This is a genomic window from Microbacterium tumbae, from assembly GCF_054780175.1.
Genome location: NZ_BAAGWV010000002.1, coordinates 680861 through 697110 on the forward strand (window position 1 = coordinate 680861; position 16250 = coordinate 697110).

At 70.8% G+C, this 16250-nt stretch carries 15 protein-coding genes; 7 read left to right on the forward strand and 8 right to left on the reverse strand.

From position 1 onward, the window contains the following. Positions 1-85: 85 nt before the first annotated feature. On the reverse strand, positions 86-3610 hold the full coding sequence (smc, locus tag ACYVGQ_RS10640; RefSeq protein WP_460784590.1) for a chromosome segregation protein SMC: 3525 nt from the start codon (positions 3608-3610) through the stop codon (positions 86-88). A 529-nt stretch (positions 3611-4139) separates the two neighbouring features. On the opposite strand from smc, the gene ACYVGQ_RS10645 reads away from it, so the two are divergent. The 5 genes from ACYVGQ_RS10645 (at position 4140) to ACYVGQ_RS10665 (ending at position 8684) form a co-directional block, all read left to right on the forward strand. Beyond that, positions 4140-4421, forward strand: coding sequence for a hypothetical protein (locus tag ACYVGQ_RS10645; RefSeq protein ID WP_460784591.1), 282 nt, complete (start codon positions 4140-4142; stop codon positions 4419-4421). Between the two features lie 17 nt (positions 4422-4438). Continuing rightward, positions 4439-5527 (forward strand): GNAT family N-acetyltransferase, encoded by a 1089-nt coding sequence (locus tag ACYVGQ_RS10650; protein WP_460784592.1) that lies wholly within the window; start codon positions 4439-4441, stop codon positions 5525-5527. After that, positions 5524-6597, forward strand: coding sequence for a GNAT family N-acetyltransferase (locus tag ACYVGQ_RS10655; protein ID WP_460784593.1), 1074 nt, complete (start codon positions 5524-5526; stop codon positions 6595-6597). The genes ACYVGQ_RS10650 and ACYVGQ_RS10655 overlap by 4 nt, the downstream gene beginning before the upstream one ends. Before the next feature lie 75 nt (positions 6598-6672). Further along, the gene (locus ACYVGQ_RS10660) at positions 6673-7368 is read left to right on the forward strand and encodes an ABC transporter ATP-binding protein (RefSeq protein WP_460784594.1); all 696 of its coding nucleotides are present in this window, start codon (positions 6673-6675) and stop codon (positions 7366-7368) included. Further along, complete coding sequence (locus ACYVGQ_RS10665; protein WP_460784595.1) at positions 7365-8684, forward strand: FtsX-like permease family protein; 1320 nt, start codon at positions 7365-7367, stop codon at positions 8682-8684. The genes ACYVGQ_RS10660 and ACYVGQ_RS10665 overlap by 4 nt, the downstream gene beginning before the upstream one ends. Here ACYVGQ_RS10665 and mutM read toward each other — a convergent pair whose 3' ends face one another. The 6 genes from mutM to ACYVGQ_RS10695 form a co-directional block, all read right to left on the reverse strand. After that, a complete protein-coding gene (mutM, locus tag ACYVGQ_RS10670) occupies positions 8685-9551 on the reverse strand; it encodes a bifunctional DNA-formamidopyrimidine glycosylase/DNA-(apurinic or apyrimidinic site) lyase (RefSeq protein ID WP_460784596.1) in 867 nt (288 codons plus the stop codon). After that, complete coding sequence (gene rnc, locus ACYVGQ_RS10675; RefSeq protein WP_460784597.1) at positions 9544-10236, reverse strand: ribonuclease III; 693 nt, start codon at positions 10234-10236, stop codon at positions 9544-9546. Before rnc ends, mutM begins: the two co-directional genes overlap by 8 nt. A gap of 17 nt (positions 10237-10253) precedes the next feature. Further along, the gene (rpmF, locus tag ACYVGQ_RS10680; RefSeq protein ID WP_050721097.1) at positions 10254-10463 is read right to left on the reverse strand and encodes a 50S ribosomal protein L32; all 210 of its coding nucleotides are present in this window, start codon (positions 10461-10463) and stop codon (positions 10254-10256) included. Positions 10464-10465: 2 nt separating this feature from the next. Then, positions 10466-10963 (reverse strand): YceD family protein, encoded by a 498-nt coding sequence (locus ACYVGQ_RS10685; protein WP_460784845.1) that lies wholly within the window; start codon positions 10961-10963, stop codon positions 10466-10468. 85 nt (positions 10964-11048) lie between these two features. Then, positions 11049-11546 carry a pantetheine-phosphate adenylyltransferase gene (coaD, locus tag ACYVGQ_RS10690; protein ID WP_460784598.1) on the reverse strand — a complete coding sequence of 166 codons (498 nt, stop codon included), beginning with the start codon at positions 11544-11546 and terminating at the stop codon, positions 11049-11051. Between the two features lie 61 nt (positions 11547-11607). After that, positions 11608-13779 carry an ATP-dependent DNA helicase RecG gene (locus tag ACYVGQ_RS10695; protein WP_460784599.1) on the reverse strand — a complete coding sequence of 724 codons (2172 nt, stop codon included), beginning with the start codon at positions 13777-13779 and terminating at the stop codon, positions 11608-11610. A gap of 354 nt (positions 13780-14133) precedes the next feature. Between ACYVGQ_RS10695 and rsmD the strand changes: the two genes are divergently transcribed. Further along, positions 14134-14709, forward strand: coding sequence for a 16S rRNA (guanine(966)-N(2))-methyltransferase RsmD (rsmD, locus tag ACYVGQ_RS10700; RefSeq protein WP_460784600.1), 576 nt, complete (start codon positions 14134-14136; stop codon positions 14707-14709). Here rsmD and thiL read toward each other — a convergent pair. After that, the gene (gene thiL, locus ACYVGQ_RS10705) at positions 14679-15674 is read right to left on the reverse strand and encodes a thiamine-phosphate kinase (protein WP_460784601.1); all 996 of its coding nucleotides are present in this window, start codon (positions 15672-15674) and stop codon (positions 14679-14681) included. The two genes, rsmD and thiL, sit on opposite strands and share 31 nt — an antisense overlap. Before the next feature lie 23 nt (positions 15675-15697). On the opposite strand from thiL, the gene ACYVGQ_RS10710 reads away from it, so the two are divergent. Continuing rightward, positions 15698-16207 carry a DUF3515 family protein gene (locus ACYVGQ_RS10710; RefSeq protein ID WP_460784602.1) on the forward strand — a complete coding sequence of 170 codons (510 nt, stop codon included), beginning with the start codon at positions 15698-15700 and terminating at the stop codon, positions 16205-16207. Positions 16208-16250: the final 43 nt, after the last annotated feature.

The window sequence follows — 16250 nt, forward strand, 5'->3', positions numbered from 1 at the left end:
GAGACCAGACCGGCCGCAGCCGGGGCGGCGCGTCCGGACGCGCCGCGTATCCCTCCTGCGATCCGGGCTATCCGGCCGCAGCCGCTCAGCTCGCGGCGGCGGCTCGATCGCCGACGCGCTGACCGACGACGGCGGACACGCCGTCCTGGCGCATCGAGACGCCGTAGAGGGCGTCGGCGATCTCCATCGTGCGCTTCTGGTGCGTGATCACGAGCAGCTGCGAGCTCTCGCGCAGCTGCTCGAACACCGTCAGAAGGCGCCCGAGATTGGCGTCGTCGAGCGCCGCCTCGACCTCGTCGAGGATGTAGAACGGGCTGGGGCGCGCCTTGAAGATCGCGACCAGCAGCGCGACGGCGGCCAGCGAGCGCTCGCCACCGGACAGCAGCGACAGCCGCTCGATCTTCTTGCCCACAGGGCGCACCGCGACCTCGATGCCCGTTGTGAGCATGCTGTCCGGGTCCGTGAGCGAGATGCTCCCCGAACCGCCGGGGAACAGCAGGGGGAAGACCTCGCCGAACGCCTGCTTGGTGTCCTCGAAGGCCGACGCGAAGATCGCCTGCATCCGCTCGTCGAGATCGGCGATGATCGTCAGCAGATCCTGGCGGGTGCTGGTGAGGTCTGCGAGCTGCTCGGTGAGGAACGCATGCCTCTGCTCGAGCGCGGCGAACTCCTCGAGCGCGAGCGGGTTCACCCGGCCGAGCTGCGCGAGCTTGCGCTCCGCCTCGGCGAGGCGGCGCTGCTGCACACGACGATCGTAGGGAACGCCGGAGTCCTCCGACTCGGCGTCGAGGACATCCCTCGGCACCAGCTGATCCGGACCGTATTCCGCAATGAGAATATCTTCGTCGAGCGCCAGCTCGCTGGCCACGCGCTCGAGCAGACTCGTGAGGTGGAGCTTCTTCTCGTGGATCTGCAGCTCCAGCCCGTGCACGCTCTCGGTGAGTCCGGCCAGACGCTCGCGGAGCGTCGTCTCCTGGACGCGCAGCGCCGTGAGCTCCTCGTTCTGGGCCGACCGCGCCGCCTCGGCCGCTGACAGCGCGAAGCGCGCCTCCGTCACCGAGCGATCCAGGGAGTCCAGGATGCGCGGGAGCTCCTCGGCGACGCCCGCCGCCGCCTCCCGCTGCGCCCGCCGGATCACGGCACGCCTGGCCGCCTCCGCCGCCGCCTCCCGTTCCTGCTCCCGCTGACGCTCGAGGCTCGCCACCCGCGCCTGCGCGGCGCGCACGCGCTCGCGCAGCGTCTCGATCTCGAGTCGCGCCGTGATCTCCCCTTCGCGCGCAGCCTCGAGCGCCTCGAGCAGTCCGTCCCTCGCGGAGGCGTCCAGGACCGGACGCGGCGCGGACTCCGCCGACTCCACCTCGCGCTTCGCCTTCTCCGCCGCCGCTTCGGCATCGGCGACGGCGGCCTGCGCCTGCACGAGTCCCGCCTCCAGACGCTCGCACTCGGCGATCGAGGACTCGTGCTGCACGGTCACACGGTTCACCTGCTCGGCGAAGCTCGCCAGCGCCGCGTCGTGCTCGCGCAGCTCGCGCAGTGCGTCCTTCGCATGCCGGCGCGCGCCCTCGACCGTCTCATCCGCGTCCGCGCGCGCCTCACGCAGCGAGTCGACGATCACGCGCACCTCGTCGAGGCGCTCTCGTGCGGCGTCGCGCTCCGCGGCGAGCTCCAGTCTCGACCGCTCTCCTCCGGACCCGGATCGCAGCGTGTGCGCGGTCAGCACCTCGCCGCCCTTCGTCACGATCGTCGTCGTCGAGTCCACCAGGGCGTCCAGCGCCGCACGCGCGCTCTGCGCGGCGGCTGAGTCATCCGCGATGAGCACGTGGCCGAGGATGCCGAGCACGCCGTCCGGCGCGATGACCACATCCGCGGCAGGCGTGACACCCGCCAGCTCCGGCAGCGAGACCGCCGCCCTGACCGCATCGGCGATGACGAAGTCGACCACCCCGCGCCCCGGCTCCTCAGCCGCCAGCCGGAACGCATCCTCCGCCCGATCGACGAGGACCCCCTCGGCGAGCGGCCCCAGCACGGCCGCGATCGCCGCCTCGAATCCCGCCGTGACCTGCACGGCGTCGCCGACGAGGCCACGCACTCCTCGTCCGCCGGCCTGCACGATCTCGGCCGCTCCCCCGGAGATCGACAGGGCGCTGCTGAGGGCCGCCGCCTTCGCGGTCAGCGCATCCACCTCGCGCTCCGCCGCGTGCAGACGCTCTCGGAGACCCTCGCGTTCCGCCTCCGCGGCGGTGGCGGCGGCCTGCGCCGCCTCGTACTCGGCCGCGTGCTCTGCGGCCGTGCCCTGCGGCGCCTCGGCGTCCTCGATGGCCTCCAGAGCCTCCGCGGCCTCCCTGCGACGGGCGTGAGCCGCTTCGAGCGCGTTCTCCTGACGCAGCACCGCCCCGCGGACCGCCGCGAGAGCGGATGCCGCCGCTTCCGCATTGCCGCGCAGGGTGTTCAGGCGCATGTCGTACTCGGAGACCAGAGCGCTCTGCTCGGCGATGTCGACGTCGAGGGTGTCGAGCTCCGCGCGCGCCGCGACGACCTCCCGGCTCGCCGCCGCCGCCGCATCCTGCGCATCTCCGAGCCCTTCGGAGATCGTGGTGATCTCCTCCCCTGCCTCGTCGATCGTCGCCTGCGTGACCGTCACCGCGGTGACGGCCGCATCGTCCTCCTCCGAACCGAGCAGCGCCAGCCGCTGGTTCGCGAGCGTGTACAGCCCGCGCATCCGCTCCTGCACCTGCTCCAGTCCGAAGGCCACACCGCGCGCGGCGTCCACCGCCGCGGAGTTCTGCGAGGCCTCCAGCCGCGCGATCTCCGCGCGGACGGAGTCGGCCTGATCGGTGAGCACGAGCCGCTCGGTGTGACGCTCCTGCTCGGTGCGGGTGTGATCGGCGAGAGCCGTGCGCAGGGCGACGACGTCATCGGCGAAGATCCGCGCCTTCGCGTCGCGGACGACCGCGGCGATCGTCTGCGCCTCGCGGGCAATCTCCGCCTGGCGTCCGAGGGGCTTCAGCTGGCGCCGGATCTCGCCGGCGAGGTCGCTCAGGCGGGTGAGGTTGGTCTCCATCGCGTCGAGCTTGCGGAGGGTCTTCTCCTTGCGCCTGCGATGCTTGAGGATGCCCGCTGCCTCCTCGATGAAGCCGCGGCGGTCCTCCGGCGATGCCTGCAGGACGGTGTCCAGTCGCCCCTGGCCGACGATGACGTGCATCTCGCGCCCGAGCCCCGAGTCGCTGAGCAGCTCCTGGACGTCGAGAAGGCGGCAGCTCGATCCGTTGATCGCGTACTCGCTGGAGCCGTTGCGGAAAAGCGTGCGGCTGATCGTGACCTCGGCGTACTCGATCGGCAGAGCGCCGTCCGCGTTGTCGATCGTGAGCTGCACCTCCGCACGGCCGAGCGGACCGCGCGTGGAGGTGCCCGCGAAGATGACGTCCTCCATCTTGCCGCCGCGGAGCGTCTTCGCGCCCTGCTCCCCCATCACCCAGGCGAGCGCGTCGACGACGTTCGACTTTCCGGATCCGTTCGGTCCGACGATGCAGGTGACGCCCGGCTCGAAGACGAAGGAGGTCGGCTGGGCGAACGACTTGAAGCCCTTGAGCGTCAGGCTCTTCAGATGCATGCGGGCACCGTTCGTCCGGGGACATTCACCCGCCTCACGCTACCGGAATCCCGCGGATCGACCGGCATCCCACACGGCGGACGACCGGATCGCGAGACCGCGCGACACGCCGGAGGCGACCGGGGATGCTTGACTCGGCGCGCTCGGGTTCGCTACGGTTACACACCGGATCACGACACGAGAGGAGGTCACCGATGATGATTCAGCTCAACGCCACGCTCGCAGGCTTCTCCGCCGCGCGCCTCGCGCACTCGGTGACCGATACCTTCGCGTCGCGACGCAGCGCGCTCTCCTAGAACCGCAACCGGAGGACTCCGCCCGCATCGGGCCGTCCTCGTGCCGTTCCTCCGCGCCCCCACCCTCTGATCCCGCAAGGGTCATGGTCGTCCTCCGCCGTCCGGCGCCGTCCTCGGCGTCTCCGGCCTCCCTCACCCCCCTGGCGCTCCGTCGGCCCACCCCTGGCGCACCGGCGTCGTGCGTCAGGGCGCACCTCCCACCCATCACCCCTCACCCACAGAAACGAGCAATCGTGACCATCGCACAGCTGCATCGCAGCACCGCACACCCGCCGTGTCCCCAGGAGTTCGAGATCCTGGAGATCCCCGTCCCCGTCGACCGCGCAGAGCTCGCTCTCGCCGAACGGCTGTCCCTCCGCATCGGCCTCTGGCTGCTCCTGCGGGCGCAGCGCGCGCGGCGTCGGGCCGAGCATCCGCCGATCGACGTGGCGTCTCATTTCCCCGGCGCTCCTCTGCTCACCCAGCGTGAGGCGATCGCCGTGCTCACGTATGACCTGCAGCGTCAGCTGCGCTGACGAAGCGAGGAGCCGACATGAGCCTCCCGCTCACCGACACCGCGACGCTGCATCCGCTCGTGCTGCCCGCACGGGCGGATGCGGCGCCGTCGGCGCTGATCCAGTCCTACGCAGAGGTGCGCAACGCCTCCCTCGTCGAGACCACCGGTCGCGACGACGACGTCGTCACCGCCGAAGCCCTGCAGCCCCTGCTGCTCTCGGACGCCGACATGAGCAGACGGCAGTGGTATGTCAGCGAGGGCGCTGACATGATCGGCGTCGCCGTGCTCAACGTCGTCGCCGACGAGGGCGGGCGGACCGCGTTCTTCACGGTGAACCTCCTACGCCGCGCCTGGGGGCAGGGCATCGGAACCGCCGCGCTCGCGCACGTGGAGCGGACGGCGCAGGACGCCGGAGTGCAGCGCCTGCTGCTCTGGGCGGAGCACCGCGATGCCGACGAGGACGCCCTCCCGTCTCCGAACGGATTCGGCGCCGTGCCGCGCGATCACGCAGCCCGATTCCTGCTGCGCCACGGCTTCGCGCTGGAGCAGGTGGAGCGCGTGAGCGAGTTGGCGTGGTCGCCGGCTCGGGAACGACGGCTTCGCGCCCTGCTCGCGGATGCCGCCCAGCGCGCTGCCGGCTACCGGGTCGTGCAGTGGATGCTGCCGACGCCGACCGCGCACGTCGACGGCTACGCGTGGATGAAGCACCACATGTCCACGGACGCGCCGGACGCCGACCTCGACATGCCGTCGGAGATCTGGGATGCCGAGCGCGTGGCCCGTCACGACGAACGGCATCTGCAGCGGGGCAACACGGTGCTCGTCACCGCCGCGGAGCACATGGCCACGGGCGAGCTGTGCGCCTACAACGAGCTCTCCATCGGACCGGACCCCGCTTCGGCGACGCACCAGGAGGACACGCTCGTCCTCGCCGCGCATCGCGGGCATCGGCTGGGGATGCTCGTGAAGGCGGCGGGGCTGCTGTCCTGGCGCGAACGCCAGCCGGCCTCGCCCCGCGTCATCACCTACAACGCCGAGGAGAACCGTCCCATGCTCGACATCAACGAGGCCATCGGATTCGTGCCGATCGGATACGAGGGCGCATGGCGGAAGGACCTGTCATGACCGGCTTCCTCATCTCCGATCTGGTGATCCCCGCGACGCCGGATGCCGCGGACGCCGCCGAGTTCCTCGCGATGGTGCGGCTCGGCAATCTCCAAGCCGCCCTCGACGCGGGGATCGACGATCACGCGGAGACGGCCGAGGAGCAGCTCCCGGACTGGCATGAGCAGACCGACCGGACCTGCCGCGGCCTCGTCGCCCGCGCCGAGGAGGAGATCGTCGGCGCGGCCGTCGTGATCCTCCCGAACGAGGAGGGCGCGACCTCGGGGACGCTCGATCTCATGATCGCCCCGGAGCACTGGGGCACCGGCGTCGAGCAGGAGCTCTTGGAGCATGCCGAATCCGCGGCTCGTCGCGCGGGTCGCGCATCGCTGCAGTCCTGGACCCTGCACCCCGCCACTCCCTCGGAGCGGATGGCGACGCCCGGGACCGGATGGGGTGCCATCGCTCCGACGAGGCTGAGCGACCTGCTCGCGGAGAACGGCTATGCGCTCGAGCAGGTGGAGCGTCACAGCATCCTGCCGATGGACGGCTCTCTCGATCTCGTCGAACGCATGCTCGCGACGGCGATCGCGCATGCCGGCGCGGACTACCGTGTCGTCGAGTGGACGCTGCCTACGCCCGCCTCCCTGCGGGCCGGCTACGCCGATGTCATCTCGCGGATGGCGACGGATGTGCCGAGCGGGGATCTCGACATCGACGAGGAGGCCTGGGACGAGGCGCGGATCGTGCGCAGGGACGCACGGTTCGCGGACGCCGGACGCACGGTCTCCGTGGCAGCGGTCGAGCACGTGCCGTCCGGACGGCTCGTCGCCTACAACGAGCTCGTCATCGGGTCCGATCCGGCAGGGATCACGCATCAGTTCGGCACGCTCGTCGTGAAGGAGCACCGCGGGAGACGGCTCGGCACGATCGTGAAGTGCGCGAACCTCCTGCGCTGGCACTCGATCGCCCCGGGCTCGCCGAGGGTCTCGACGTTCAATGCCGAGGAGAACAGGCCGATGCTCGACATCAACGAGGCCATCGGATTCGTGCCGGCATCCTTCGCGGGAGCCTGGCAGAAGAGGCTCTGAGCGTCATCCGTCCGATGTACGCGGATCATCCACGGGGCCGATGACCGCCGATGCGCGGGCGACGAGGCTGGAGACATGAACGCTCCCGTCCTCGTCGCCCATGCCCTGCACAAGTCCTTCGGCCCCGCGCGCGCCGTCGCGGGCGTCGACCTCGTCGTCCGTCGCGGCGAGGCGGTCGCCATCATGGGCGCCTCGGGTTCGGGCAAGACGACGCTGCTCCATCTGCTCGCAGGGATCACGACGCCCGACGCGGGGACGGTTATGCTCACCCCGTCGTCCGGCCTCACGGTCGACGTCACCGGCCTGGGCGAGAGCGCGCGCTCACGGCTGCGGCGCGAGGCGTTCGGGTTCGTCTTCCAGCAGGGACTGCTCATCCCCGAGCTCACCGCGATCGAGAACGTCGCACTCGCCGTGATGATCAACGGCGCCCCTCGCCGTGTCGCACTCGAACAGGCCGGCGGGTGGCTCGCCGCGCTGGGGCTTTCGGGGATGGAGGATCGCCGTATCGGCGAGCTGTCGGGCGGCCAGGCGCAGCGGGTGGCGATCGCCCGCGCCCAGGTCACCGGTGCGCAGCTCGTCTTCGCCGACGAGCCCACCGGCGCGCTCGACTCGCGCACCTCGTCCGAGGTCATGGACGCCCTGATCTGGTCGACCGCCGGTCAGGGCCGCAGCCTCGTGGTGGTCACCCACGATCCCGACGTCGCCGCTCGTTGTTCTCGGACCATCCGCATGCGCGACGGGGTCGTCGTCGACGCCGAGGTCGCCGCATGAACGGGCGCGTGCTCGCCTTGCTTCTTCGGCCCGCGAAGGGCGAGACCGCTGTGCTGGTCCTGCCGATCGTCGCCTTCGGCGCCGTGACGATGCTCGTGCTCACGGTGCTGGGCGGCGCACAGACCTTCTGGAGATGGACGGACCCGGAGGCAGGGCTGTATCAGGCGCTCGCCGCGATCGCCCTCGTCCTCCTCGTCGTCCCGCTGACCGCCCTCGGCGCGGCGGCCGCACGGCTCTCCGTACGACGCCGCGACGAGCGGCTCTCGACGCTGCGTCTGCTCGGCGTCGGCCCGGCCGGCGTCGTCATCGCGACGGTGCTCGAGTCCGCTCTCGTCGCCGCGATCGGCGCCTTCTGCGGGATCCTCGGCTATCTCGCCCTCTCGCCCGCGATCGCGCTGATCCGCTTCCGCGGCGAGGTCCTGGGCATCGACGGCGTCCTGCTCCCGCCCCTCGAAGTCGCGCTGGTCTTCCTCGGTCTCGTCGCCCTCGCGGCGATCAGCGCGGCGCTCGGCCTGCGCCGTGTCATCATCTCCCCGCTCGGAGTGCGCATGCGCTCCGACGCACCCCGTCTGCACTGGCTGCGGGCGCTGATCGCGGCGGGCGTCATCGGCGCGGCCTTCCTCGGCATGCAGCTGATCCCCGGCGCCGCGGGTCTCATCGTGACGATCACCGTCATCGCGGCTCTGTTCGCGGCAGCCCTCGCCGTACTGAATCTCATCGGCCCGTGGGCCGTGGCCGTGCAGGCGCGCCGCCAGCTGAGGCGCGCCGAGGCGCCAGAGCGCCTGCTGTCCGCACGGATGGTCCTCGAGTCGCCGAAGGCGATCTGGCGTCAGATCGGCGGCGTCGCGATGGCCGGCTTCATCGCCGTGTTCGCGGGCACAGGAGTGTCGCTGCTGAACACGATGAGTGCATCCGAGGACGCATCCGGCTCGACCCTGACGACGGACATCCGCACCGGCCTGATCATCACGCTGATCGGCACATTCCTCTCGGTCGCGGCATCCGTCGGCGTGAACCAGGCGGCCGATGTGCTCGACCAGCGCGAACTGCACCGCAGCCTGCATTTCCTGGGGATGCCGGTGGAGACCGTCGAGCGGGCGCGACGCCGCGCCGTGATGTCCCCGCTGCTGCTGACCGCGCTCGGCTCCGCGCTCTGCGCCGCCGTCCTCGTCTTCCCGCTGGTCGGGATCGCGCTCATCGTGGCACCGCTGTCACTCGTGACCATCGCCGGCGTGGTGGCGGCCGGCATCGGTCTAGTCTGGCTCAGCGCCCGGATGACGCGCCCGCTGCTCGCCCGATCGTTCCCGACGGTGTGATCAGCCCCGACGCCGCTGGCACCGCGGGCAGTAGTGCGATGACCTGTTCATGAACGCCTCGCGGCGGATCTCCGTTCCGCACCGACGGCACGGCTTGCCGGTCTGACCGTAGGCGTTCAGGGAATGCGCGAAATAGCCGGCCTGTCCATTGACGTTGACGTACTGGGCGTCGAAGCTCGTCCCGCCCTCGGCGAGGGCCTTCTCAAGTACAAGGCGGACCTCGCCGAGCAGGCGCCGCACCGCCTGGACCGAGAGAGTGCGCCCCTCGGTCTCGGGGTGGATCCGCGCCGCCCACAGCGACTCGTCGGCGTAGATGTTCCCGATCCCGCTCACGAGGGTCTGATCGAGCAGGATCCGCTTGATCGCGCTCGCACGGCGCCGCACCGCCGCGATGAACGCCGCATCGTCGAACCCCGGATCGAGCGGATCGCGAGCGATGTGCAGCACCTGGGTCGGGACGCGATCCGCGCCGTCGAAGGCGAGACCGTCGACGGCCAGCGATCCGAAGGTGCGCTGGTCCGCGAAGACCACCGCGAGCTCGCCATGGCGGGGATGCTCGATCCCGATGCGAATCCGCTCGTGACGCTCCTGGACGGCGTCCGGCGCCCGCAGCAGCATCTGGCCGCTCATGCCGAGGTGCGCGGTGAGCGCGCGGTCGCCGCTCGTCAGCGGCATCCAGAGGAACTTGCCGCGGCGCGACGCGGCGGCGATCGTCGCACCCTCGAGGAGCCGGACGAAGTCCGCAGCCCCGGCCGGATGCCTGGTCAGCGCCCGCTCGTCGAGCACGGAGACGCCGGTGACGATCGCACCGACGACCGCGGGAGCGAGACCGGCGCGGACGACCTCGACCTCGGGGAGCTCAGGCACGCTCGCTGATGACGCGCCAGGCCGTCAGCGCGGCGGCCATCTCGGCGCTCTTCTTGCTCGTTCCCTCGCCGGTCGTGGCGACGTCGCCGACGACGACCGTCGCGATGAAGCGGCGATCGTGGTCAGGGCCGCTGGACTCCACCGAGTACAGCGGCGGGGCAGCGCCCACGCGGGCAGCCAGCTCCTGCAGGCTCGTCTTGGGATCCATCGCCGCGCCGTATCGCTCGGGGTCGGCGAGCAGCGGCTCCGTGAGCCGGAGCACGAGCTCGGTGGCGGCATCCGGCCCCGCGGACAGATAGGTGGCGCCGATGACGGCCTCCATGGTGTCCGCGAGGATCGAGTCCTTGTCCCGCCCGCCGGTCTGCTCCTCGCCGCGCCCTAACAGCAGGAAGTCCCCGAGGCCGATGCCTCTGGCGACCTCCGCCAGGGCCACGGTCGAGACGACGCTGGCACGACGCTTGGCGAGCTGGCCCTCGTCGAGGTCGGGATGCGTAGTGAACAGCATGACCGTCACCGCCTGGCCGAGCACCGAGTCGCCGAGGAACTCGAGGCGCTCATTATGCGGAATGCCGCCCTGCTCGTAGGCGTACGAACGGTGCGTCAGCGCCAACGCCAAGAGCTCAGGGTCGATATCGACCCTGAGCTTGACTGCGAGAGGCGCCGTCCCCCCGGGGACCTCCGTCACGATCGTGCGACCGTGATTCAGACGTCGGCGACCTTGCGGCCCTTGTACTCGAGGAACAGCTCGGTGCCCTGCGAGTCGGTGACGACCTTCGCCTGGTGCGGACGGCTGTAGACGACCTTGCCGTTCTCGACGGTCTTGACGAGGGCGGGAGCCTCCGCCTTCCACTGCGCGCGACGCGAGCGGGTGTTGGAACGGGAAACCTTGCGCTTCGGGGGGTTACCAGCCATGGCTAACTCTCTTCTGTGTTCTCGGGCGCGCGGGTGTCTTCCGCGCTCCCCTGGTCTGTGATCTGTCGGAGCGCACTCCATCGAGAATCGATGGGAGCGGCGGTCTCCGCGCCGGTGCTCTCGGTCAGCCGCTCGCCCGTGATCGGGTCAAGACCCAGGCAATCCGGCTGACACACCGGCTGAAATGGAAGCGACAACACGGCCGCATCCCTGACGAGAGTTTCAAGATCCACGTGGTCGTCTTGAACCTCGAAGTCAGTTTCTTCCTCACCAGGATACGCGAAAAGCTCCTGGAACTCGACTTCGACGGGCGCAGAGATGTCTGTGAGGCACCGTCCGCACACTCCGGCGTAGGTGCCGTCGGCCGTCCCGGACACCAGGATCCCCTCGTGGACGGACTCCAGACGCACATCCAGATCGATCTCCGAACCGGCCGGAAGGGACACGATCCCCTCGCCCCACTGCTCGGAGAGCGGGACGGAGAACGCGTGCTCGCGCATCTCGCCCGGATGGCGGACGATGTCGCGGGCGGGCAGGACGAATGGTCCGTTCAGACGGGATCTCACCCTGCGATTCTACCGGCGTTCAGAGTCCGCGCGCTCCGGTGTCGAGGAACTCGGCCACCGCGGGGGGGACGAACGGCGAGACATCTCCGCCGAGGCCGGCGACCTGGCGCACCAGCGAGCTCGACACCAGCGCGTGCGCGGGATCCGGAAGGAGGAAGACGGTCTCGATGTCCGCGAGGTGGCGGTTGACGATCGCCATCGGAGACTCGTAGGCCACATCGATCTGCGAGCGGATGCCCTTCACGAGCACGCCCGCACCGACCTCGCGCGCGTAGTCGACCAGCAGACCCATGCTCCAGGAGCCGACCACGATCCTCCCCGGCATCCCGTCTTCGGCGATCGATCGCTCCAGCAGGGAAAGGCGCTGCGCGATCGGCAGCATCGCCTCCTTGCCGGGGTTGTGCACGACCAGGACATGGAGTTCGTCGTACAGCACCGCCGCCCGGCGGATGACGTCGAGATGCCCGAGGGTGGGCGGATCGAAAGAACCAGGGACGACAGCGATCCGGCTGCTCACTTCGACTCCTTCGATCGCTCGGTGCATCGCATGCCCCCAAGCCTAGGGCACCGCGTGCGCCTCAGTTCTTCGCCAGCGCTGCGCGATCCTCGGCGCTCACCCGTCGGTCGATCGCCGCTCTCAGCCCGGGATGGCCGTCCAGCAGCGGATCCGTCTCGAGAATGTCCTCGGCGAGCCGGCGCGCCCTCGCGATCAGTGCTGTGTCCTTGACCACGCGCAGCAGCTTCAACGAAGATCGCACCCCGGACTGCTGCGCGCCCAGCACATCGCCCTCGCCGCGCAGCTCCAGATCGACCTCCGCCAGCGCGAAGCCGTCGAGCGTCGCGGCCACCGCTTCGACGCGCTCACGCGCGACCGTGCCCTCCTCCGCCTCGGTGACCAGCAGGCACAGACCGGGCACGCCGCCTCGTCCGACACGCCCGCGGAGCTGGTGCAGCTGGGAGACGCCGAAGCGGTCGGCATCCAGGATGATCATCGTCGAGGCGTTCGGCACGTCCACGCCGACCTCGATCACGGTCGTGGCGACGAGGACGTCGATCTCGCCGCGCGCGAAGGCCTGCATGACCGCGTCCTTCTCGTCCGCCGACATCTTCCCGTGCAGCACGGCCCTGCGGAGTCCGCTGATGCGCGGATGCGCGGACAGTGCCTCGTCGAGCTGCACGACACCCCACCGCGGGCCGGCGGCCCCCTCCGGAGCGGGAGGCTGATCGCCGGTCTCCGCGGTCTTCGCCGCGGTGTCGATGGCCGCGCACACCACGAAGACCTGCCGCCCCTGGGAGACCTCCTCTGCAGCGCGCTCGAAGACCCTCGCGAACCATCCCGGATGCTCGGCGAGCGGGGCGACGAAGGTCTCGATGCCGGCACGTCCGGCCGGCATCGTGCGGATGACGGAGGTGTCGAGATCACCGAAGACGGTCATCGCGACCGTCCGGGGAATGGGAGTCGCCGTGAGGACGAGGGCGTGCGGACTGGAGCCCTTCGCGCGCAGCGCCTCGCGCTGCTCCACGCCGAAGCGGTGCTGCTCGTCCACGACGACCAGTCCGAGATCGGCGAAGGTGGTCTTCTCCCCCAGCAGCGCGTGCGTGCCGATCACGATGAGCGCCTGCCCCGATGCGACCCTGAGCGCAGCCTTGCGGCGCTCAGGCGCGGACATCTGCCCCGTCAGCAGCGTCGGCATGACGAGAGGAGCCAGCTGAGGGCCGAGCATCTTCGTGATCGAGCGCAGATGCTGCCCCGCGAGGACCTCCGTGGGCGCGATGAGCGCAGCCTGTCCCCCGGACTCCGCCACCTGGAGCATCGCCCGCAGCGCGACGAGGGTCTTCCCCGAGCCGACCTCGCCCTGCACCAGCCGGTTCATCGGCCAGTCGGCGATGAGGTCGCGGGCGACCTGCTCTCCGACGTCCCGCTGATCGGAGGTGAGCTCGTACGGCAGGGCGGCGTCGAAGCGCTCGAGGAGACCGCCCTCGTGTGCAGGCCGCTTCGTCGCGCTCATCGTCCGGACCAGCGCCCGCTGCTGGAGCAGCGCCGTCTGCAGGACGATCGCCTCGTGCATGCGCAGGGTCCGGACGGCCGGATCGATCTCGTCGCGATTCTCCGGGCGATGGATCTGCGTCAGCGCCGTACGTGCGTCCAGCAGTCCCTCCTTGCGGCGGATGTCCTCGGAGAGCGGATCGGGCACGGCGTCCACGAGCGGCAGCACGCGCTCGATGTGTCGCTGGAGCGCCATGCTCGTCACGGCAGCGGTCGCCGGGTAGATCGGAATCGGACGGGCCGCGCGGGCGTCGGCGCGCTTGCGCGCCTCCTCCTCGTCGTCGAACAGCTCCACCTGCGGGTTCGCGAGCTGCAGCTGGCCCCGGTACTCGCCGACCTTCCCCGAGAAGACGCCGCGTCGCCCGACCCTGAGCTCCTGGGCCCGCCACTCCGCCTGGCCCTTGTTCTTCGCGAAGAAGGTCAACGACATCTGGCCGACGCCGTCGCTGATCGCGAGCTCCAGCATGGCGCCTGGTCGGTTGCGCATCACGCGGACCCCCGCCGATCGGATCTCGGCCACGATCGTGACCATCTCGCCCAGCGGGAGGTTCAGGATCGGCGTGAGCTCGCCCGGATCGGCATAGCGACGCGGGTAGTGCGAGAGCAGCTCGCCGACGGTCTGCATGCCGAAGGCCTTCTCGAGGGGCTTCGCGGCCTTGTCGCCGAGCGCCTCGCTGAGCGGCGCGTCGAGACTCAGGGACATGCGAACGAGTCTAGAGAACGACACGGACACGCCAGGCCCGGAGCCGTTCGCAGGACCATCCGCGCGTTCTGCAGGAAGTACCGGCCGTTCTGCAGGAGCATCAGGACCGTTCTGCAGGAGCCTCCGGCAGTTCTGCAGGAGCCTCCGGCCGTTCTGCAGGACCGATCGGCCTCCGCCCGCGACCATGAGCCGATCTTCCGCAGAATATCCCTGCGTCCGTCGAGGCAGTGCCCCCCGCATGCGGCGGTCCTGCACAACAGCCGCCAGCTCCTGCACAACAGCCGCCAGCTCCTGCATAACAGCCGGCACGTCCTGCAGAACGGCCGGCGAACCCGGGTGCCATAGGGTGAACGGGTGACGAGGATCATCGCCGGAGACGCCGGGGGCATACGCCTGACCGTGCCCGCGAGCGGAACGCGTCCCACCAGCGATCGCGTCCGCGAGTCGCTCTTCGGGGCGCTGGATTCGGCGGATGCCGTCGTCGACGCCCGCGTGCTCGACCTGTACGCCGGTTCCGGGGCGCTGGCCCTCGAGGCGCTGAGCCGCGGCGCGGCGTCGGCCGACCTGGTGGAGTCGGCCAGGGTCGCCGCCGGCGTCGCCCGCCGTAACGCGCAGGCGGTCTCCTCCGCCGTGAGGCGGCCCGCGACCGTCCATCAGAGCACTGTGCTCCCGTTCCTGCACCGGGCGCAGGGCGTGTTCGACCTGGTGTTCTCGGACCCGCCCTACGACCTCGACGACGCCGCCATGAGCTCCGATCTCGTGGCGCTGCGGCCGCTGCTCTCACCGGATGCGCTTATCGTCGTGGAGCGGGCCAGGCGCTCGACGCCGCCGGAGTTCTCCGCAGCGGGTCTGGAGCTCGTCCGGGAGCGGACCTACGGAGACACCGCGGTGTGGTGGGCTCAGCCGGTCGCCGAGTCCCAGTCCCGGTAGGGATCCCAGCCGTCCGGATCAACGCGTTCCCCGTCGCACAGCACGTCGGCGTCCGCGCGTTCGCGCACCTCGCCGATGACGCGGAAGCCCGGTGCGAGCCGGTCGGGCGGGAACGTGGCGAGCAGGGCGTGGTCCTCGCCCCCGGACAGGGCGCGCGCCGGATCGGCGCCGAGAGCGGCGGAGGTCAGCGCGATCGTGACCCCGGACGCATCCGCCATCCGCCCCGCATCCAGGGCCAGACCGTCGGAGATGTCCATCATCGCCGTCGCGCCGGCCATCGCCGCGGCCGGACCCACTCCGATCGGCGGCCTCGGACGCAGCTGCGCCGCGACGGCGTCCGCCTCCCCCGGCCCCAGCAGAGCCGCGTCGATCGGGACGGGATCCGCGCCGTCTCTGAAGCGCCCGAAGAGCACAGCCAGGCCGTGCGCCGCATGTCCCAGCTCGCCCGCGATCGCGACGACGTCGCCCGGGCGGGCTCCGCCGCGCGTGACCGGCTCACGACCCTCCAGATCCCCGAGAGCAGTCACCGCGATCGTGAGCACCTCGGAGACCGTGAGGTCGCCGCCCACCACCGCGCAGCCGGGCGCCAGCGCCGCACAGGCCTCGCGGAAGCCGTCGGCGAGGCTCTCGACGAACGAGAGGCGCAGGGTCTTCGGCACGGCGAGGGCGACCAGCAGCGCCGTCGGCCTCGCCCCCATCGCGGCGATGTCGGCGAGGTTCACCGCCGCCGACTTCCAGCCCAGGTCGTATCCGCTCGACCACGCGAGCCGGAAATCAGGCCCGTGCACGAGGGTGTCCGTCGTGGCGACGACGGAGCCGGACGGCGCGGCGACGACGGCGGCGTCGTCGCCGGGGCCGAGCAGCGTATGGGCGCCCGGCGCGGTCCGCGCCAGGATCGCCCTCAGGATGCTCCCCTCGGAGAGATCTTCCAGGCGGGGATCGTCGTCTGCGGAACGGGAGGGCATGCTGTCAAAGGTAGCCTGGAGACATGCGTTCCCGTCTCGCCCTCGCCGCCGCGCTGCTGCTCGGGGGCGGGCTGCTCGCCGGATGCTCCACGACGGTGCACCTCGAGCCGGCGCCGGACGCGAACGACCCGCTGTGCGCCGAGGTGACCGTCGGTCTGCGCAACATCACGACGCTCGCCGGCCAGGACCGCCGCTGGACGGATGCGCAGGCGACCGGCGCCTGGGGGACCACCGATTCGAGCATCCTGCTCACCTGCGGTCTGGAGAAGCCGGCGCCGACGAGCGAGCTGCAGTGCGTGACGCTGGAGGGCGTCGACTGGCTCGTCGACGCCTCGGAGACGCCCTATCTGCGACTGACGACCTATGGCCGGGATCCCGCGGTGCAGCTGTACGTCGACACCTCCGTGGTGAGCTCCAACGACGTCATCAGCGACCGCAACCTCGTCGGCGCGATCACCTCGATCCCCGCCGAGGGCGGCTGCACGGGGCCGGATGAGCTCCCCGAGGACTACGACCCGGACGGGACGGACTGAGCGCGTCCTGCTGACGCGCGGGAGCGAGACGCCTACACTGCCC